This is a genomic window from Actimicrobium sp. CCC2.4 (assembly GCF_034347385.1).
In the GTDB taxonomy this organism is placed as follows: domain Bacteria; phylum Pseudomonadota; class Gammaproteobacteria; order Burkholderiales; family Burkholderiaceae_D; genus Actimicrobium.
In genome coordinates this window covers 1,035,739-1,054,956 of record NZ_CP133777.1, presented here as the reverse complement: position 1 = coordinate 1,054,956, position 19,218 = coordinate 1,035,739, and the positions used below count along the sequence as shown (strand labels likewise).

Annotated in this window: 19 protein-coding genes; 6 read left to right on the top strand and 13 right to left on the bottom strand. The window is 61.3% G+C overall.

The window, feature by feature from the left end; all coding sequences use genetic code 11:
- Positions 1 to 6 precede the first annotated feature (6 nt).
- From RHM62_RS04955 to RHM62_RS04935, 5 genes are all read right to left on the bottom strand, one after another.
- The gene (locus tag RHM62_RS04955; RefSeq protein ID WP_416172288.1) at positions 7 to 2,238 is read right to left on the bottom strand and encodes a methyl-accepting chemotaxis protein; all 2,232 of its coding nucleotides are present in this window, start codon (positions 2,236 to 2,238) and stop codon (positions 7 to 9) included.
- Positions 2,239 to 2,290: 52 nt separating this feature from the next.
- A complete protein-coding gene (locus RHM62_RS04950) occupies positions 2,291 to 2,866 on the bottom strand; it encodes a chemotaxis protein CheW (protein ID WP_322124447.1) in 576 nt (191 codons plus the stop codon).
- Between the two features lie 10 nt (positions 2,867 to 2,876).
- A complete protein-coding gene (locus RHM62_RS04945; RefSeq protein ID WP_322124446.1) occupies positions 2,877 to 3,242 on the bottom strand; it encodes a response regulator transcription factor in 366 nt (121 codons plus the stop codon).
- Entirely contained in the window at positions 3,242 to 3,673 is a 432-nt protein-coding gene (locus RHM62_RS04940) for a response regulator (protein WP_322124445.1), read from the bottom strand. Before RHM62_RS04940 ends, RHM62_RS04945 begins: the two co-directional genes overlap by 1 nt.
- Positions 3,674 to 3,811: 138 nt before the next feature.
- Positions 3,812 to 3,964 carry a rubredoxin gene (locus tag RHM62_RS04935; RefSeq protein WP_322125322.1) on the bottom strand — a complete coding sequence of 51 codons (153 nt, stop codon included), beginning with the start codon at positions 3,962 to 3,964 and terminating at the stop codon, positions 3,812 to 3,814.
- A 110-nt stretch (positions 3,965 to 4,074) separates the two neighbouring features.
- Between RHM62_RS04935 and RHM62_RS04930 the strand changes: the two genes are divergently transcribed.
- From RHM62_RS04930 to RHM62_RS04915, 4 genes are all read left to right on the top strand, one after another.
- Entirely contained in the window at positions 4,075 to 4,941 is an 867-nt protein-coding gene (locus tag RHM62_RS04930) for a hydroxymethylpyrimidine/phosphomethylpyrimidine kinase (RefSeq protein WP_322124444.1), read from the top strand.
- Between the two features lie 23 nt (positions 4,942 to 4,964).
- Positions 4,965 to 6,254, top strand: a complete 1,290-nt coding sequence (hemL, locus tag RHM62_RS04925; RefSeq protein ID WP_322124443.1) for a glutamate-1-semialdehyde 2,1-aminomutase — start codon at positions 4,965 to 4,967, stop codon at positions 6,252 to 6,254.
- Positions 6,255 to 6,462: 208 nt separating this feature from the next.
- Positions 6,463 to 6,789: a hypothetical protein gene (locus tag RHM62_RS04920; protein WP_322124442.1), complete on the top strand. Its 327-nt coding sequence runs from the start codon at positions 6,463 to 6,465 to the stop codon at positions 6,787 to 6,789.
- A gap of 66 nt (positions 6,790 to 6,855) precedes the next feature.
- Positions 6,856 to 8,403, top strand: a complete 1,548-nt coding sequence (locus RHM62_RS04915) for a TerC family protein (RefSeq protein ID WP_322124441.1) — start codon at positions 6,856 to 6,858, stop codon at positions 8,401 to 8,403.
- Between the two features lie 40 nt (positions 8,404 to 8,443).
- Here RHM62_RS04915 and mtgA read toward each other — a convergent pair whose 3' ends face one another.
- Genes mtgA through mpl form a run of 7 tightly spaced genes read right to left on the bottom strand, consistent with a single transcriptional unit; the run spans position 8,444 to position 15,589 of the window.
- Positions 8,444 to 9,139 carry a monofunctional biosynthetic peptidoglycan transglycosylase gene (mtgA, locus tag RHM62_RS04910; protein ID WP_322124440.1) on the bottom strand — a complete coding sequence of 232 codons (696 nt, stop codon included), beginning with the start codon at positions 9,137 to 9,139 and terminating at the stop codon, positions 8,444 to 8,446.
- Positions 9,136 to 9,975 carry a shikimate dehydrogenase gene (gene aroE / locus RHM62_RS04905; protein WP_322124439.1) on the bottom strand — a complete coding sequence of 280 codons (840 nt, stop codon included), beginning with the start codon at positions 9,973 to 9,975 and terminating at the stop codon, positions 9,136 to 9,138. The genes mtgA and aroE overlap by 4 nt, the downstream gene beginning before the upstream one ends.
- A gap of 11 nt (positions 9,976 to 9,986) precedes the next feature.
- Positions 9,987 to 10,880 carry a TonB family protein gene (locus RHM62_RS04900; protein WP_322124438.1) on the bottom strand — a complete coding sequence of 298 codons (894 nt, stop codon included), beginning with the start codon at positions 10,878 to 10,880 and terminating at the stop codon, positions 9,987 to 9,989.
- A gap of 35 nt (positions 10,881 to 10,915) precedes the next feature.
- On the bottom strand, positions 10,916 to 12,988 hold the full coding sequence (locus tag RHM62_RS04895) for a ribonuclease catalytic domain-containing protein (RefSeq protein WP_322124437.1): 2,073 nt from the start codon (positions 12,986 to 12,988) through the stop codon (positions 10,916 to 10,918).
- A 59-nt stretch (positions 12,989 to 13,047) separates the two neighbouring features.
- Complete coding sequence (locus RHM62_RS04890; protein ID WP_322124436.1) at positions 13,048 to 13,617, bottom strand: chorismate--pyruvate lyase family protein; 570 nt, start codon at positions 13,615 to 13,617, stop codon at positions 13,048 to 13,050.
- Positions 13,614 to 14,195: a YqiA/YcfP family alpha/beta fold hydrolase gene (locus RHM62_RS04885; RefSeq protein ID WP_322124435.1), complete on the bottom strand. Its 582-nt coding sequence runs from the start codon at positions 14,193 to 14,195 to the stop codon at positions 13,614 to 13,616. The genes RHM62_RS04890 and RHM62_RS04885 overlap by 4 nt, the downstream gene beginning before the upstream one ends.
- A complete protein-coding gene (gene mpl / locus RHM62_RS04880) occupies positions 14,192 to 15,589 on the bottom strand; it encodes a UDP-N-acetylmuramate:L-alanyl-gamma-D-glutamyl-meso-diaminopimelate ligase (RefSeq protein ID WP_322124434.1) in 1,398 nt (465 codons plus the stop codon). The genes RHM62_RS04885 and mpl overlap by 4 nt, the downstream gene beginning before the upstream one ends.
- 132 nt (positions 15,590 to 15,721) lie before the next feature.
- Here mpl and RHM62_RS04875 point away from each other — a divergent pair, with 132 nt between their 5' ends.
- Complete coding sequence (locus RHM62_RS04875) at positions 15,722 to 17,200, top strand: NAD-dependent succinate-semialdehyde dehydrogenase (RefSeq protein ID WP_322124433.1); 1,479 nt, start codon at positions 15,722 to 15,724, stop codon at positions 17,198 to 17,200.
- Positions 17,201 to 17,400: 200 nt separating this feature from the next.
- On the opposite strand, the gene RHM62_RS04870 is transcribed toward RHM62_RS04875, so the two are convergent.
- Positions 17,401 to 18,192 (bottom strand): hypothetical protein, encoded by a 792-nt coding sequence (locus RHM62_RS04870; RefSeq protein ID WP_322124432.1) that lies wholly within the window; start codon positions 18,190 to 18,192, stop codon positions 17,401 to 17,403.
- A gap of 210 nt (positions 18,193 to 18,402) precedes the next feature.
- Between RHM62_RS04870 and RHM62_RS04865 the strand changes: the two genes are divergently transcribed.
- Positions 18,403 to 19,215 (top strand): phosphate/phosphite/phosphonate ABC transporter substrate-binding protein, encoded by an 813-nt coding sequence (locus tag RHM62_RS04865; RefSeq protein WP_322124431.1) that lies wholly within the window; start codon positions 18,403 to 18,405, stop codon positions 19,213 to 19,215.
- Positions 19,216 to 19,218: the final 3 nt, after the last annotated feature.

Genomic DNA, 19,218 nt, shown 5'->3' with positions numbered 1-19,218 from the left:
AGCCTGTCAGGCCGTTACCCTGAATCGCGACACCGAGTTTTTCAGTTCTTCGGCCAGTCGCGCCAGTTCGCGGATCGATGAGGCGGTTTGCTGCGTACCGTGCTGGGTCTGCTCGGTGACGCTCAGGATGTTTTGGATATTCTGCGCCACGCCATTGGCCGAGCTTGCCTGCTGCTCGGTCGATAGCGAGATGCCCTGGATCAGTTCGGCCAACCGGTTCGACACCCGCCGGATATCAGACAGCGCGGCACCGGCCGCGTCCGACAGTCGCGCCCCCTCGACCACGCCTTGGGTGGATTTCTCCATGGCGGCGACAGCATCGTGGGTATCGGTCTGAATGGTGCGCACCAGCGCGCCGATCTGCTTGGTCGCTTCGCCGGAGCGTTCGGCCAGGCGCTGCACTTCTTCGGCCACCACCGAAAAGCCGCGTCCCGCCTCGCCGGCCGACGCTGCCTGGATCGCCGCGTTCAGCGCCAGCACGTTGGTCTGTTCGGTGATGTCCGAAATCAGTTCGGTGATCTCGCCGATCTCTTGCGAGGACTCACCCAGACGCTTGATGCGCTTCGAGGTTTCCTGGATTTGCTCGCGGATTTCGTGCATGCCCTTGATCGCGTTTTCGACCGCCTGGGCGCCTTCGTCGGCGGCGCTCACCGACTGCCGCGCCACATCGGCCGACTCGTTGGCCGACTTCGAGACGTCGGTAATTTGTAGCGCCATATCGAGCACAGCCTGACCGGTTTCCCGGATTTCGCGCGACTGGCGCTGCGAGGCACTCAACAGCGCAATTGAAATTTGCTGCGCCTCGTTCGAGGCCGAGGTCACCTGCTCGGCGGTATTGGTGACGCGCCCGACCAGTCCGCGCAATTCTTCAACGGTGTAATTGACCGAGTCGGCAATCGCGCCGGTGATGTCTTCGGATACGGTGGCCTGTACCGTCAGATCGCCATCGGCGACTTCCTGCAGTTCATTCATCAGGCGCAAGATGGCGGCCTGATTCTGGTCGTTGGCACTGCGGGCTTCTTCTTGCTGACGCTCCGCCTCGAAGCGCTGCAGTTCGGCTTGCTGCCGCCGGATATCCGATTCCTTGCGCCGGTTCCGGCTGTCCTGCAGCAGCACCAGCGCAATCCCGATCGCCCCCAGCACGGCCAGCAAAGCTGACAGCCCCATCGCATACAACGGCCAGGCTTGTGCATCCTGCCGGTCGCGGTAAGACTGCTGCAGCGCACTGAGGCGCTGCTTGAGGGTTTCATTTTCGGAGAAGACCAATTGCTCGGCCTGCTTGGCCGCAATGAAATTTTGCAGGTTACCAAGGATCGCCGACACGGCTACCTGATACTTGACGAACAGGGTCTGCAGTTCAAGCAGTTTGTCGCGGCTATCTTTGTCGCGGGTGGCACCGAGGCGCAGTACCTCGCTGCCATTGAGGAAGCCTTCGACGATGTCGCGGAAGGTGTTGGCATCCTTGCCCAATAGGAACGCCGTATCGGGATTAACGCCTTCGGAAGTCAGGAATTCATTGGCACTGCGCCCCAGCCGCTGGGTCAGCATGACCAGTTGACCGGCAGCGGAAATTTCGCGCGGGCTGGCCCCGTTTTGTACTTTCAAGGTGGCGATCTGTTCGGTCAGTTCAAGCAGGTCCGGCGACAGGGCATTGAGTTGCTTGAGCGTTGCGCCGAATCCGGACAGCTCTTTCCGGAGCTTGAGGATGGTCGCGGCGGCCTTGTCGGTACTAGCCCAGAGTTGTCCGGTCTGCTCGAGCAACGGCGCCAGCGAGGCAGCCGGCGCAAGGATGCTGCGCCCCTGGAAGGTGCCGCCGTTGCGCAGCACGTCGAGATCGTGATTGAACTCGTTGCGGGATTCGTCGAGCTGGATGAATGCCTGCGGGTTGCCCTGAATGGCATTCGGTGCTGCTTTGCCCACGCGCTGCGTATGCATTAGCGCATCGCCGGCGATCTGGGTCTGGGTCGAAGTCTGGGTCGAATAGCTGACATTGAGGAAGACGAATACCCCGACCGCCACCAATGCCGCAGCCATCAGCAGGAACAGCACCCGAACCTGTTCCTGGAGCGGCAGGTGGCCAATCAGCGGCAGCGTGATATCGCCGCGATTTTCGAGTACGTCCCCGATGAAGGTCGCATTCTGACCGGGCTCCCGGGACGATATGGGCGGGGTCTGCTTGTCGGAACCAGCATCGGCGCCAGCGCCGGCACCGGAAAATAAAGGAAGCTTCAATGCCATTAACGGATCTCCTGAATCCTGTTGCAATACCGGCGCACTGTCGCCCCGGACATCATTCACCCACTTGAAGAAATTGCGGATCCGCTATCAGAGCGGAGACATCGAGCTGCCGCCAGATAGTGCCGTCCGTGTCGCGGTAGCGGTTCGCCATGCGCCCTTCCACCGGACCGGGCTGGAGCGTCATCGCGGCCACGTCGCGCAAGCCCAGCACACGCGAGACCAATACCGCCCCATTGAACCCCAGTGACGGACCGAAGGCGATGATCCGGGCCTGCTTGTCGATGATGGTGGGACCATGGCCGCGTAACTGTGCCAGATCAACCACGCTGACCAGATTGCCACGGACATTGGCCAGGCCGAGGAACCACGGCTGCGTCAGCGGTACGCCAGCGATGGTGCCGACGGCGACAATTTCACCAGCCTCACGCAAGCTCAACAAGCAGTGTTCGGGACCAATCTGCAGACCGAGCTGGCTGGTCTGCTCGCGGGTACTGATGCGCGCCTGCTGCATCCGCTCTGACAGTTGCGACTGGAAATCACGCATGCGCTGACGTCGCGCAGTCGCGTCCGGTTTGCGATAGCCGCGCTCGGCATGTGCCGTCACTGGTTCGGTTTGGGGCTGATTCATGGCTTCCGGACTAGCCGAGCGCGGCGATTTTGGCCAACAATTCCTGCGGATCGACCGGCTTGACAATGTAATCACGCGCGCCCTGGCGCAAGCCCCATATGCGGTCGGTTTCCTGGCCTTTACTGGTACAGATGATGATCGGCACGTCCTGGGTTTCAGGGTCACGCGAAATCGCGCGTGTGACCTGGAAACCATTTTGTCCGGGCATCACGACATCCATCAGGATCAGTTGTGGCTTGTCTGCCTTAATCTTGCGCAGCGCTTCTTCGCCATTCTCGGCCGTCGCGACTGAAAATCCGTTCTTGACCAGTACATCGGTCAGGAAATAGCGCTCGGTCGGCGAATCGTCGACGATCAGGATCTTGTGGATAGCCATCAGGGACTTTCAGGTAAAACCGGTACAGCTTGCGTCGTAGCAGTGAATTCGCGCACGATCTTAAGCAAACTGTCTTTGGTAAATGGTTTGGTCAGGTACGCATCGGAACCGACCAGTGCGCCACGAGCCCTGTCGAACAAGCCATCCTTGGAGGACAGCATAATGACCGGTGTGGCATGGAATCGTGCACTTTTCTTGATCAGTGCGCAGGTTTGGTAGCCATCGAGTCGCGGCATCAGGATGTCGCAAAAAATCAATGCAGGACGGCTGTCGTTCATCTTCGCCAGCGCGTCGAAACCGTCCTCGGCAAGTACTACCTGGTAACCGGCCTGACCCAGAAAAATTTCGGCGGAACGCCGGATCGTGCTGCTGTCGTCGATGACCATGACTTTCAGGCTGGCGGGATCCGACTGTTCAGTGGCTGTGGTCATGGCAGGCTCTCGATTAACTTGAGTCAATATAAAGGGCAACTCGACGAAAAAGCAAGATGCTTTCTACCAACTTTTAACATATCTTGCCGCACATCAAAGCGTACGCCCCTTGCACAAGGGGCGGCTGTCGGCAATCCGTTACATGGTCACCATCTCAAAATCCTCTTTGCGGGCACCGCATTCCGGACAGGTCCAGTTCATCGGAACATCCGCCCAGCGGGTTCCTGCTGCGATACCTTCTTCGGGCAAGCCCGCTTCCTCGTCGTACACCCATCCACAAATCAGGCACATCCATGTCTGATAGTCCTGCTTTACCGCTGCGTCCGAAGTTCCGTTGTTGCTCACAGTTAGCTGCCCTTCAATCAAGTAAAATGCGAAGTCGCCATCTTAATCTACCCGCCGTGCAAAACCAAACTTCTCCTATCGTCCTTACCTTCGGCGCGGCCGATCCTACCGGTGCCGTCGGCATTCAGGCCGACATTGCATCGTTTGCCGCCATGGGCTGCCACGGCTTGTCGGTCGTCACCGCGCTGATGATCAGCGACACCACCAAAATCGAAGACATGGAGATCACCGAATCCGACTGGGTCTCCGACCAGGCGCGTGTCGTGCTCGAAGACATGGCCGTAGCCGCGTTCAAGGTCAGCGCCGTCGGCAGCATCGAAAACGTCTCGGTGATCGCCGAAATCGTCTCCGATTACCCTGAGATCCCGCTGATCCTGGATCCGTTCATCACGGCCATTCCGGATGACGTGCAGGATGGCGACGATGTGCTGATGGCCATCCGTGAACTGCTGCTGCCACAGGCAACCCTGCTGCTGCTGTCGGCTGGCGAACTGGACCGGCTGGCAGAAACCTGGCGCGAGCCGACCGTCGAAGACACGCTGGAAGTCGATGCACTGCATGTGATCGAACTGGGTTGCGCCTTCCTGCTGGTAACCGGTACGCCAGGCGCCGTGCATGAAGTCACCAACACGCTCTACAGCGACGGCGGCGTAATCCGTCAGGATAACTGGCCACGTTTGCCGGGCGCTTTCACCGGCGCCGGCTCGACCATGTCGGCGGCTATTGCTGCGCTGATGGCAAACGGACTGGAAGCGCCCGAAGCCGTCTTCGAGGCACAGGAATTCACTCACGCTGCCTTGCTCGGGGCTCAGCGCCTGGGCATGGGCAAGCTGATCCCGGACCGCTATTTCTGGGCGCGCGAGGCGATGCAGGATATCGACGCCGATGCCGGCGATGCGCCCGACGATACCTCCCCACACTGATTTTTACTGAATGCGTAGCCCTCATGACTTCCAATAACGACACCCTGTTCGCCCGTGCGCAACTGACCACGCCCGGCGGCGTCAATTCGCCGGTACGCGCTTTCCGTTCGGTCGGCGGCACGCCACGTTTTGTGACTCGCGCCAACGGCCCGTATTTCTGGGACGCCGATGACAAGCGCTATACCGACTACATCGGCTCGTGGGGGCCGGCCATCGTCGGCCACGCCCACCCGGTCGTCGTCAAGGCGGTGCAGGATGCGGCCGTACTGGGCCTGAGCTTCGGCGCGCCCACCGAAGGCGAAGTGCTGATGGCCGAAGAAATCTGCCGGCTGGTGCCGTCGATCGAGCAGGTCCGGCTGGTCTCCAGCGGCACCGAAGCGACGATGAGCGCGCTGCGCCTGGCGCGCGGTGCCACCGGACGCGACAAAATCATCAAATTCGAAGGTTGCTACCACGGCCACGCCGATTCGTTGCTGGTCAAAGCGGGCAGCGGTTTGCTGACCTTCGGCAATCCAACCTCGGCCGGCGTACCGCAGGATTTCGTCAAGCACACGCTGGTCCTCGACTACAACGACCCGGAACAACTGGAGCGGGCTTTCCGCGACGTGGGCAACGAGATCGCCTGTGTGATCGTCGAGCCGGTCGCCGGCAACATGAACCTGATCAAGGCGACACCGGAATTCCTGTCAACGATGCGCCGGCTGTGTACCGAGTACGGCACCGTGCTGATTTTCGATGAAGTAATGTCGGGTTTCCGGGTGGCGCTCGGTGGCGCGCAATCGATCTACGGCATCGTGCCGGACCTGACGGCGCTGGGCAAGGTCATCGGCGGGGGCTTGCCGGTGGCGGCCTTCGGCGGAAGGGCCGACCTGATGCAGCAGATGTCGCCGGTCGGTGCGGTCTATCAGGCCGGCACCTTGTCGGGTAATCCGGTGGCCGTGGCGGCCGGCATGGCCACCCTCAAGCTAATCCAGGTACCCGGTTTTTACGATGGGCTGTCCGCACAAACCCTGCGCCTGGTGCAGGGCCTGACGGCCGCCGCTGCAGAACACGACATCGCGTTTTGCGCCGATGCCATCGGAGGCATGTTCGGGATGTATTTTTCGGCGCAGGTGCCGGCTAATTTTGCCGAGATGATGGCCAGCGACAAGACCCGTTTCAATGACTTCTTCCATCGCATGCTGGACCATGGTGTGTATTTCGCCCCGGCAGCCTTTGAGGCCGGCTTTGTGTCGGCACAGCATGACGACGCGGTCATCGATGCGACTATCGCAGCAGCCCGGATCGTCTTTGAGGACCTCGCCCTGAGCTGATTGCCCATCTGTTCTGGTCCACCAACCAATCGGCAGGTCAGCAGGCCGGCAATGTTGCGCGTGCCTGGATGGAAGATCAGCAATCTATTTCAAACAGCTTCCTGGCGGCGACGAAAAAATCGCGGGCGCATGGCAACCGCAAGTCACCATTAAAGGCCGAGCTGCAATTGTGGTTATACTCGGTCGCTTCGAAACCCTGCCGGAATCTATGCGACGAGTCCTCGTCCTGTGCCTGATGTGTTTGCTTCCGTTGCAACTGCTTGCCGATGGCTTCAATTTTCCTGCTCATGGCCATGCTTCGGCTGCGGCTGTCGACACCACCTCGTCGTGCCCGCAATCGGTTGTCACTGATGAGGCCGACCTGCCGATGGCCAGCACTGACCTGAGCGCACTGACCAGCCCGACCTTTTTCTGCCTGCGCAGCATCGCTGCCACGACATCGTTGCCGGGTTACGTGCCGGTCGTACCGCGCATACTGTTTTTCCCGGTACCGACGCCCCCGCCACGACAAGACCGCCCCCGCCACCTTCTTTGATTTCCGGACCGCTTCGGTCTGCGCCAGCGCGCGCTTTTTATCCTCTTATTGCACAAGGCATTACACATGGAATGGCTCTTCGACCCGACTATCTGGGTAGGCTTACTGACACTTGTCGTCCTCGAAATCGTACTGGGCATCGACAACCTGATTTTTATCGCGATCCTGGCCGACAAGGTGCCACCGCATCAGCGTGACAAAGCACGTCTGATCGGTCTGTCGCTGGCGATGATCATGCGACTGGGCCTGCTGACGATGATCTCGTGGCTGGTCACGCTGACGACGCCGCTGTTCTCGCTCGGCCCGCTGGCTTTCTCGGGACGCGACCTGATCCTGCTGCTGGGTGGCCTGTTCCTGCTGTTCAAGGCGACGATGGAATTGCATGAACGGCTCGAAGGCATCACCCATGTGCAAAGCGGCCCGCGCGTCTACGTCAGTCTCGGCGTGGTGATTGCGCAAATCGTCGTGCTTGATGCGGTGTTCTCGCTGGACGCCGTCATCACAGCCGTCGGCATGGTCGACGAACTCGGCGTGATGATGGCGGCGGTGATCATTTCGATGGCCATCATGATCCTGGCGTCGAAGCCGCTGACGCGGTTCGTCAATGCACATCCGACCGTGGTGGTGCTGTGCCTGAGCTTCCTGCTGATGATCGGCCTGAGCCTGGTCGCCGAAGGTCTCGGCTTCAAGATTCCGAAAGGCTATCTGTATGCGGCAATCGGCTTCTCGATCCTGATCGAATTTTTCAATCAGCTGATGCAGCGCAATTTCATGCGCAAGGCTGCACACCTGACCTTGCGTGACCGCACTGCAGAAGCCATCCTGCGCCTGCTGGGCAGTCGTACCCGTGCCGAACAAAGCGAACTGGCTGCCAGTACCGAACCGGAGGCCGAACTGGCGACCTTCGGTGCCGAAGAACGCAACATGGTCAGCGGCGTGCTGAGCCTGGCCGAACGGTCGATCCGCTCGATCATGACGCCGCGCTCGGAGATATCGTGGATCAACCTCGACGAAGACGCGGCGGCGATCCGTCGCCAGATCCTCGCCATCCCGCACAGCACCTTCCCGGTATCGCGCGGACAGATGGATAACATCATCGGCGTGGCACGCGCCAAGGACCTGATCGCCGACATCGACCTCCATGGCCGGATCGACGAGCACGCCAGCGTGCACCCGCCTATCATCCTGCCGGAGACCGTCGGCGTGATGAAAGTCATGGAAGCGCTCAAGCGCTCGTCCGGCCAGTTGATCCTGATCACCGACGAGTACGGCACGCTGCAGGGCCTGGTCACGCCGCTCGATATTCTCGAAGCCATCGCCGGTGAATTTCCGGACGAAGACGAGCAACCGACCGTGCAATTGCTGGCCGAAAATAACTGGCAGGTCGCCGGCAGCGCTGATTTACGCTACCTCGAACAAGTGCTGGAAACCGGCGCGCTGGTCACCGACGAGGACGATTACACGTCGATCGCCGGGTTCCTGCTGGCGCGCTTTGCGACCTTGCCGGCCGTCGGCGACGCCATCGAGCTCGATGGTCTGCGCTTTGAAATTGCAGCCATGCAGGACCGCCGGATTGCGACGGTGCTGATCAGCCGAACGCAGGACCCGGATTGAGCGGCGTTTGTGGCGCAAGCGCGCGCACGAACACGTCACCTCAAGGCAATTCCGCCGACCCCATCCGTCGCAAGATCAACCCGGTGCGCCCGGCCAGATAACCCGAGCCGCGGTTCTTGTCGTAGAACCGTGGTCGCGGCAACATGCCGGCCAGCCGTGCGGCCTGGCTGGCACCGAGACCGGCGGCCGACACCCGGAAATAATGCTGCGACGCCGCTTCGGCACCGAACACGCCGACGCCCAGCTCGACCACGTTCAGATAAATTTCAAAGATGCGTTCCTTGTCCATCAGGAATTCGAGCATGTAGGTAATCACCAGCTCCTGGCCCTTGCGCACGTAGCTGCGCTCGCCCGACAGGAACAAATTCTTGGCCAGCTGCTGGGTGATGGTCGAGCCACCGGAGACGACCTTGCCGCGGCGGTTATTCTTTTCGTAGGCCTTTTGCAAAGCGTCCCAATCGACTCCCTCATGCTCGGAAAAATGCGCATCTTCCGAAGCGATGATGGCGCGCTTGAGGTTGTTCGAGATGCGGTTGTACGGCACCCAGGTGTACTGGATCCGGAAGTCGGGATTTTTGTCACGCAGCACCGATTCCTGCTCGCGCATGAAGCTCGTCGAGCCCGGATTGTGGTCGACCCACCACCAGATCTGCAGGAAAAAATAGGCCTGGACCGCCAGCACGATGACCAGCGGCACGACCACCAGCAACAGCAGAAACTTGCGCAGGGATTTCATGATGCCAGCGCCGCACGCAGGCCGGCCAGCACGGCCGCCGTCTCCGGACGCACGCCGCGCCACAGTAGGAACGATTCGGCGGCTTGCTCGACCAGCATGCCAAGACCATCGCGCACCCGCGCGCCATGCTGCACGGCAAAGCGCAAAAAGATCGTCGGTTGTGCGCCATACATCATGTCGTAAGCCAGTGTGTGCGCGCCGAACAAACTGCCCGCGATCGGTGGCAAGGCATCGGCCAGGCTCGCGGCAGTCGCATTGATGACGATATCGAACTGCCCGTCCAGCGCAGCGAAATCCTGCGCCACGATAGCCCCATGCGGGGCAAATTGCGCCGCCAGCGCGATGGCTTTGTCGCTGCTGCGGTTGGCGATCACCAGTTGCGCCGGTTGGCCCGAAAGCAACGGCAGGATGACACCGCGCGCCGCGCCGCCGGCACCGAGCAGCAGGATCCGGCTACCGCGCAGCGCGACACCGGCATTGACGACGATATCGGTAACCAGTCCGGCACCATCGGTGTTGTCGCCAAACACGCCGGCAGCGTCGAAGCGCAAGGTGTTGACGGCGCCGGCGGCCCGCGCCCTGTCGCTCAGCGTCGTCGCCAGCGCAAAGGCATCGAGCTTGAATGGCACCGTCACATTGGCACCACGGCCCCCTGCGGCAATCAGTGCGCGCACGCTACCGGCAAAGTCGTCGAGCGGCGCCAGCAGTTTCTCGTACGTCAGGATCTGGCCGGTCTGGCGGGCGAAGGCCGCATGGATGTCAGGCGATTTGCTGTGCGCAACCGGATGGCCGATGACGGCATAGCGGTCAGCGGCAGGGAATGAGGAAGGATTCAACGGAAAGCGCCTTAATTATTGCCACCGCGAAGTTCCGCCTCAAGCGCGTCTTCCCGGGTGAACTTGAAACGGGTGATGATTTCCCATACATCGTCCTTGTCGGAAGAACGCATGTTGGGCGGAAATTTACCGAACGGCGCGGCGCGCCGGACGATGCGCAGCGCCGCATTGTCGAGCGCCGGATTGCCGGAACTGCGCTCGACGCGCGGGCCGCCGTCACGCTCGTAGATCGTGCCGTCCTGATAAACGGGGATGTACAGCACCAGTTCGCCGTACAGCTTCTTGCCATCCTGCTGCGGAAAATTGACCGTGCCGCGTTTTTCAATGCGGTCCTGCAGCGACTTGTAATACATCGCATAGCCGACCTCGCGGGTGTTCGGCGTGATCTGGGTTTTTTTCGGACGCTTGTTGTATTCCTCGATGTTGCGGGCGATTTCGGCTTCGCGGCGGGCAATCGACTTGGTACTGTCCTGCGCGTCATTGCCATCCGGCTGCAGCGGCTGCTTGAGCCGGTCGAGGTCGGAGAAGGACGGGATGACCAGCGGCGTCGGCTTGTTAATCTGCGATAGCAGCTTCTTTTGTGCCTGTTCGAGATCACTGACACGCCGCCGGGTAGCCTGCACGCTGTCGCCATCCTGCGTGCGGCGCAGGTCCGGTAACGGCGACTTGGTACGGCCCGCTTCGGCATTGCCACCGCCATCGAGATTGGCCTGCGCCAGCACCTCGGCTTTCAGTGGCGGTGCCTTGTGCTTGGCATTGACCAGGATCACTTCCAGACCGGGATCGTCCGGCTTTTGCCGGAACAGTTCCGGCGACGTGAAGCGCACCGCCAGCAACGCGCCATGCACCAGCACCGAAACGGCGATGGCGATGGTCAGGGTCGGATTGCGCAGGATGAGCTTCACGGGCGGTCAGTCAGTGATATCAGGGAGCAATGATTCTACGGTATCGGCTGCCCGTCACCGTGCCCGATGCCATCGGCCAGTGGCGCACCGTCGACAATCGTGTCCAGGTCGGGAGCAACGATGTGATTGACCTCGGTATCGGCATCGACTTCCGCCACCGCGTCGGCTTCCTGAGTTTCTTCCTCGTCCTCGCCCAGTTCCTCGACCGCTGCGGGCACCACTTCAATCAGGCGGGCCTCGACACTCAGATCCACCTCATCCCAGCGCGCCAGGTCCAGCAAGACCTGCGTACCACGCGGCAATGCCTGCATACCCGGCAACTTGATGACCAGCGGCAGATCGGCCAGGCGCAAAATTTCATCCTTCAGCACCACCGCCTCGAGCCGGTGCGACGCTTGCTGGCCCAGCCAGCGCAGACACCAGTAACGCTCCATGTTCGACTGGAATTCGTTGTAAGCGCTGTAGGTCGCATCGAAGGCCGAGACGATCGCGAACAGGTCGGCGTCGCGCGGCTTGAATGGCGCAGCCAGCGGCGCGGTGACGCCGTGCTCGACGCAGGCCAGGATTTGCCATTGATTGACCAGGTCGGTATAGCGGCGCAGCGGCGAAGTGCTCCACGCGTACTGATCAACGCCCAGGCCCTGATGCGGTGCCGCGTGCGTGACCATGCGCACCGCCATCTTGGTGGCCCAGCCGCCGCTGCCGCCGCCCTGCGCGCGATAGATACCGGGCACACCGCAATCGTTCATCAGCTTGCCCCAGGTGCTGTTGGCAAAAATCATCAGTTCGGCCACCAGTTTGTCGAGCGGCGCGCCGCGCTTGCGCTTGGCGATCGTGACGACATCATCATCGACATAAAAATTGAAATCGACCCGGTTGTTCTGCTCGGGCCGCAAACCGAAACCCTCGCGCTTTGCCATGCGGCCCTGCTCCAGCACCAGCGCCCATTGCCAGATCAGCGCGATCTCCACCTTGTGCGGATACTCGCCGGTACCGGCAGCCAGGTTCTCTTCGGTGACAAATTCATCGAGCGTGTTGTGACGCAGGTTGGCGGCAATCGGCACCGCTTCGGCGCGGGTCTCGGTCTTGATGACGGACCAGTCGGCCGGATCCAGCGTCGCGTACAGCGACACTGCCGGGCAGGTCTTGCCTTCGGCCAGCGTGAACGATTGCACCAGGTCATCCGGCAGCATCGTGATCTTGTCGCCGGGCATGTAGACCGTCGACATCCGCGCGCGCGCCATCGCATCGATGGCGTCGTCGCGCTGGATGCCGAGCGCCGGCGCAGCGATGTGGATGCCGATGCGCACCATGCCATCGGCCAGCGTCGTGACCGAGAACGCATCATCGATTTCAGTGGTCGTGACGTCATCGATCGAGAACGCCTGCACGTCGGCCACCGGCAACTTCGGCGCGGCGGGAATCGTGAACGCCGGAAAAGCCAGCCCCTTCGGAAACTGGTCGTACAGGAAGCGCTCGAAGTGCAGCTGCTTGGCCGAATCCAGCCCGCCGCAGGCCAGCATCAGGCGCGGCGCGGTGGTTTGCAGCTCGCTGCAGGCGGCGTCGAGCGCCTTGAATTCGAGGCTGTTCTTGTCGGGCTTGAACAGCAATTGCCGCACCAGCGGCCGCATCGATTCGGGCAGTGCGTGCACCTTGAGCTGCTCGACGTACTGCGCCTGCACGATGGCCTGCTGCTTCTTCTTTTCGATGCCTGCCTGTGCTGCTTTCAGGGCGGTTTCGGGCGCGGCCTTGTAGCGACCCTTGCCCTTCTTGTAGAAATAGATCGGGGAGCTGTGCAACAGGAACAGCAGGCCGGCGGATTGTTCCGGTTGCGGTGCCTTGCCGAAGTATTCGACGGCCAGGTCGGCAAAACCGAATTCTTCTTCGCCGGCGACTTCCCACAGGAAATCAAGATCGATCTCGTCACACACGCTTTTGGCGGCGGCAATCAGCTCTTGTGGCGCCGGTGCGGCGAACTGCAGCAGCACGTCGCGGACCTTGACCTTGGTGCGCTTGCCGGACTGCATCTCGACCTGATAGGCCTCGCCGGCTTGCGACATCATCACGCCGGCCTTGAAATCGCCGGATTCTTCAAAAAATAAATTCATTAATCGCTTTGCTGTGGGAAGAGGGGAATGTCTGCGCGAGGGACGCGGGCCGAAATCGGCTAAACCATTATTGTGCCATTGGAGACCGGTACCAGCCCAATAATCGCCGGCAGGAAAATTTCGCAGACCAGCAGGATGCCGTGCCGGCGCCGGTACAGGCAGCGCCGTGCCAGCAAGTCCGGTTGCGCGCCCAGCGTCGCCACCAGCCGGCGCATCAGCGGATGACGCGACGAAAGCCGGGCAAATTCCAGCGCGCCGCGCTGCACCAGCGGATCACCGAACAGCGTGCTGCCGAGCGAGCGTTCGCCTAGGCTGCCGAACAGCGGCCAGTCGGTGGCCGTCGCCGTCAGCGGCACGCTGGTATGGGCAAACACCACCGGCCGGCCATCACATTCAAGCACTACATTGCGTTGCTGCACCAGCACCCGGCGCGGCAATTGCAGGATGCACTGCTCGTCGGCGGCGACCGGACCGCTCGCCTGCCGGATCCGGCGCACCCGGAAATGCTCGCTATGCGCGATCAGCCGCGCGGTCAGCGAACCGGACGCGGTCAGCCACGCGCGTTGCTGCGGCGACGGGTTCAAGGCGTTGACATGGGTCGACCACTGCGCCGGCGCGACCGCTGTCACGCCGGCTCCGGCGGGCGATCGCAAAAAGTCAGTACTTCATCGACGTAGTCCGGAAACTCGCTGATGCCATGGTCGCTGCCCGCGATCACATGCTGCACGGCAGCCGGATAGTGGGCCACCATCTGGTGCCAGTCGAGCACCTCGTCGCCGGTCGCGGCCAGCAACAGGTAGCGCTCTGGCTGCGTGATCTGCGCGACGCTGATGGCGTCGAGCTCGTCGATGTATTCGGGCTTGAAGTCGAACGGTTCATCGGAGTGGAACTGGGTTGTGCTGCCGATGTATTTTTTCAAGTCATGCAAGGGCGTGATCGCAGGATTCAGCAGCACCGCGCGGCAACCGAGTTGTTCGGCCAGCCAGGTCGCATAGAAACCACCGAGCGACGAACCGATCACCGTCAGCGTGGCCGGGTCGATGCCGGCCACCAGTTGCTGCGCCAGTGCGATAGCCGCGCGCGGCGAGGCCGGCAATTGCGGACAAATAAACTCGGCGGATCGACCAAGTGCCTGCAGGCGCTGCGCCATCACCTGCGCCTTGAACGAGTGCGGCGACGAGCGAAACCCGTGCAGGTACAGGATCATCGCGCCGTCCGTTGCAGCACCAGCGCATCGAGGATTTTCTGGTGGACACCACCAAAACCGCCATTGCTCATCACCAGAATCTGGTCGCCGGGCCGCGCCGCCGCGACGATGGCAGCGACCAGTTCGGGCAAGTCGTCGAAGGCCTGCGCTTTCGGTCCCAGCGGCGCGAGCGCGTCGGCCAGATTCCAGCCGAGCGCGGTCTTGCCGTCGCCTTTGGCACCGTAGCCGAACACCAGATCGGCTTCGGCCAGGCTGCCCGGCAGCGCACTTTTCATGGTGCCCAGCTTCATCGTGTTCGAGCGCGGTTCCAGCACGGCGAGGATGCGCGCTGCACCGACTTCCTGGCGCAAGCCGGCCACCGTTGTCGTGATCGCGGTCGGATGGTGGGCGAAGTCATCGAAGACCCGGATCGCATCGACTTCGCCACGCAATTCCATGCGCCGGCGCACGTTCTGGAACGCGCCCAGCGAGGCAATTGCCTGCGCAATCGGCACACCGACATGGCGCGCGGCAGCGATTGCCGCCAGCGCATTCATGCGGTTGTGTTCGCCATTGAGCATCCAGTGCACGGTGCCTTGCGGCGCGCCGTGAAAGATAACCGTAAAGCTGCCGTCGGCATGTTCATCGAGCTGCCAGCCGGTGGCATCCTCCGCGCCACCGAACCATTCGAGCTCGCTCCAGCAACCGCGTTCGATCACCGTATGCAGCGCCGCTTCGCGCTGATTCACCAGCAAGCGGCCGATGCGCGGCACGGTGCGCACGAGGTGATGGAACTGGGTTTCAATCGCGACCAGGTCCGGAAAAATATCGGCATGGTCGTATTCGAGATTATTCAGTACGACAGTGCGGGCGCGGTAATGAACGAACTTGCTGCGCTTGTCGAAAAACGCCGTGTCGTATTCATCGGCTTCAATGACGAAGAACGCCGACTCGCCACCGTCACCGGCCAGCCGCGCCGAGATGCCGAAGTTCAGCGGCACGCCGCCGATCAGGAAGCCCGGCTGATAGCCGGCGTCTTCCAGGATCCAGGCCAGCATTGATGCGGTAGTGGTCTTACCGTGCGTGCCGGCCACGGCCAGCACCCAGCGGTCTTTCAAAATGTGTTCGCCTATCCACTGCGGACCGGACGTGTAGGGCAGGCCGCGGTCGAGGATGGCTTCCATCAGCGGGTTGCCACGACTGACCACGTTGCCGATGACGAACAGGTCAGGTGCCAGCGAGATCTGTTCCGGATCAAAACCTTCAATCAGTTCGATGCCCTGCTCCTGCAGCTGGGTGCTCATCGGCGGATAGACGTTGGCATCGCAGCCGGTGACGCGGTGGCCGGCTTGTCGCGCCAGCACTGCCAGGCCACCCATGAAGGTGCCGCAGATACCGAGAATATGGATGTGCATGGGATCTCAACAAATTGGAATGCGACGATTTTACCCGACGCGTCACCGGCCGGGCCCGCGGCGACGGATCAGCCCGACGGCACGGGCTTTCGGTTATCCTCGTGCCACAATAAAACAACCCAAGGAGCCCCCATGCCAAGACAGCCTGCCCTGCCACTGACCCTCAATGACCCGACTTTGCTGCGCCAGCACGCCTACCTCAATGGCGAATGGATCGCCGGCTCCAGCAGCTTCGCCGTCACCAATCCGGTCGATGATGCGGTACTCGGCACGGTGCCCAACCTGGGGCCGGCCGAAGCGCAGCAAGCGATAGCTGCCGCCGCCGCCGCCTTCCCGGCCTGGTCGAAAAAGACCGGCAAGGAACGCGCCGCCATCATGCGCAAATGGTTCGATCTGATGCTGACTCATGCCGATGATCTGGCTGCCATCATGACCGCCGAACAGGGCAAGCCGCTGGCCGAGGCCAAAGGCGAAGTGATGTACGGCGCCAGTTTCATTGAATGGTTTGCCGAAGAAGCCAAGCGCGTCTCGGGTGATGTGATGGCCTCGACCTGGAGCGACAAGCGCATGGTCGTGCTCAAGCAACCGATCGGCGTGTGTGCCTCGATCACGCCGTGGAATTTTCCGATTGCGATGATTACCCGCAAGGTCGCGCCTGCTGTCGCCGCCGGCTGCACCATCGTCATCAAGCCGGCGGAACAGACTCCGCTGTCGGCGCTGGCGCTGGCCGAACTGGCCCATCGTGCCGGCTTGCCGGCCGGCGTCATCAACATCATCACGGCCGATGCCGACCACTCGATCGAGGTCGGCAAGGTCCTGTGCGCCAGCCCGCTGGTACGCCACCTGTCGTTCACCGGATCAACCCCGGTCGGCCGCATCCTGATGCAGCAATCGGCCCCGACCGTCAAGAAACTGGCGCTCGAACTGGGTGGCCATGCGCCGTTCATCGTGTTCGACGATGCCGACCTCGATGCCGCCGTCGAAGGTGCGCTGCAATCGAAATACCGCAATGCCGGCCAGACCTGCGTCTGTACCAACCGCTTCTATGCGCATGAATCGATCTACGACCGCTTCGTTGAAAAACTGGCTGCAGGCGCAGCCAAAATCCAGGTCGGCGATGGCAGCAGCGCCGGTGTCGTGCAGGGTCCGCTGATCGACGGGCAAGCCATCGCCAAGGTCGAAGACCATGTCCGCGATGCGCTGGCCAAGGGTGCCACGCTGGTCACCGGCGGTAAGCCGCATGCATTGGGCGGCACCTTCTACGAACCGACGGTGCTGTCGAATGTCACGGCCGACATGAAGATCATGCGTGAAGAAACCTTCGGACCGGTCGCTGCGGTCGTGCGTTTTTCAAGCGAGCAGGAAGTCATTGCCGCTGCCAACGATACGGATTTCGGGCTGGCCAGTTATTTTTATTCGCGCGACATCGGGCGCGTCTGGCGCGTTGCCGAGGCGCTTGAATACGGCATGGTCGGCATCAACACCGGACTGATCTCGAATGAAGTTGCGCCGTTCGGCGGCGTCAAGCAATCGGGGTTGGGACGCGAAGGGTCGCGCTACGGGATGGATGAGTATCTGGAGATCAAATACTTGTGCATGGGCGGGATTTGATTTTCGTCGGATCTGTGACGCGAGTCCTTTGAGCGTGTGCGGTGCAATGCCCTTCGGTTATTGCACCCTACCGGAACGTGGCGCTTTTAAATGACCGTTCGCCCTGAGCTTGTCGAAGGCGCACTTAACTATGCGCCTTTGACAAGCTCAGGCAGCAGGGTGCAATAACCGAAGGGCATTGCACCATCTCCACCAAATAATCAAAGCGACTTCAACGGCACACTGACAATCGCCTTCAGCACCCAGCGATCACTCGCCGGCGTCAAACCGCGCCCGACACCCAGATTGACATCCCACCCATGGATGTCGGTATCAATGACGCCGAACAGCGTCTGGCTTTGCTGGTTCAGATGGCCCAGATGCTTGATCTGCCCGAAGCCGTTATAACTCTCCGCCCCCACCTCGTAGCCCGCATCCGTCTTGTAAGCCAGCTTGGAATCCATACCCAGCATCGCCGGACCGGCCACCGGACCGGAAATTTTCCAGTCGATGTTCGGATTGGCCGCCATCGTCCAGCGCGCCGTGCGATAACCGATGATGCCCTTGAGCTGGGCATTCCACGAGTTTTCGTCGAGCCGGTGCGCGACGCGGCCGACTTCCAGGTTCGCGCCCCAGAAATACGCTTGTTCCGCAGCCTTGGGGGCGATGAATTTCAGACGTAGTTTTTCGCCATCGATCGAGGTCATCCCGCCGGGACCGACCGAGGTCAGCAGGTAAGCACCAAGATCGAGCGTCGGCGTCAGGCCAACCGACAATTCCGGTGTCAGACGAAACACCTTGCCGGGAGCCTGAGCCCCCGGATAGTCCGGTGTGCGATTACCCCTGGCGACGTAGTTGCTGTGGATATCCAGGCCGAACGCGCCGGGCGCATTCATTTCATCCATGTAGACCTGGATTTCTTCGGAGGCGGCAAATGCGTGGCTGGCGCTGACGGCAAGCAGCAGCAGGCAGCTCAGGCGGGACAGACGGATGTTAAGGGGGGAGTGATTCATTGCGGGACTTTGCAAAAAGGGGAACAAAAGGCTTCAGCATACTGGTATCCAATCTGCCGGATTTATTAACAAAAAGAAATTTCTTGCCTATCATGCCACCAAGGATGGATTCACGTATTTTGAGTAAATTACTTCCTAGCAACTTTCATTACCACCACTTATAATCCGTGCGTACCCCTTCTGAACGCCCCTCTCTCAAGTGATTTTTTCATGCGACCCTTTTTCTGTACGCTGATCGCCCTCCTGCTCACCTGCACGGCGGCCTTCGCCCAGGCACCGACCACATTGCGTATCGGCGTTGCCCCGCACAGCAGTGCGCGCGTCATTCTCGAAATGTACCAGCCACTGCGCCAGCATCTGGAGACCAGCCTCGGCATGCCGGTCGAGGTCGTCACTGCGCCGGACTTCACGGAGTTTGCGCGCCGCATGCTGGCCCAGGAATACGACATTGCCATCACCACCGGGCACCAGGCCCGCATGGGTCAGACCGATGCCGGTTACAGCCCGCTGCTGACTTACCGTGCCGACTTCCGTACCGTCGCGCTGGTTGCCGGCAACAGCAACTACAAAACCGCGCTGGACCTGAAGGGCAAGCCGGTACTCGGGCTGTCGTCGACCTCGCTGGTGACCTTGTGGGGCCAGAACTGGCTGAAAAACAATGGCAACGCCGAGCCACTGCGCTACGTCAGCGCTTCCGATAGCGTGGCGCGACTGGTGCTGGCAGGAGATGCCGCCGCCGGATTCATTTCATTGGCCAATTACCAGAGCCTGGCGCGCGACATCCAGCCGCAATTGCGTTTTCTGGTGATCAGCGATGCGCTAGCCGGTCGAGTCTACCTGCTCAACAAGCGCGATCTGCCGCTGCGCGACAGGATAGACGCCGCGCTGTGGAGTTTTGCCGATACGCCGGAAGGCAAAGCCTATTTCCTGAAGTACAAGCTGGAGGGCTATCGCAAGCTTAAGCCGCGCGAGCTGGAAGCCATGGAGCCGTACGCCCGGGAAGTCCGGCAAAACCTGCGCTGACCG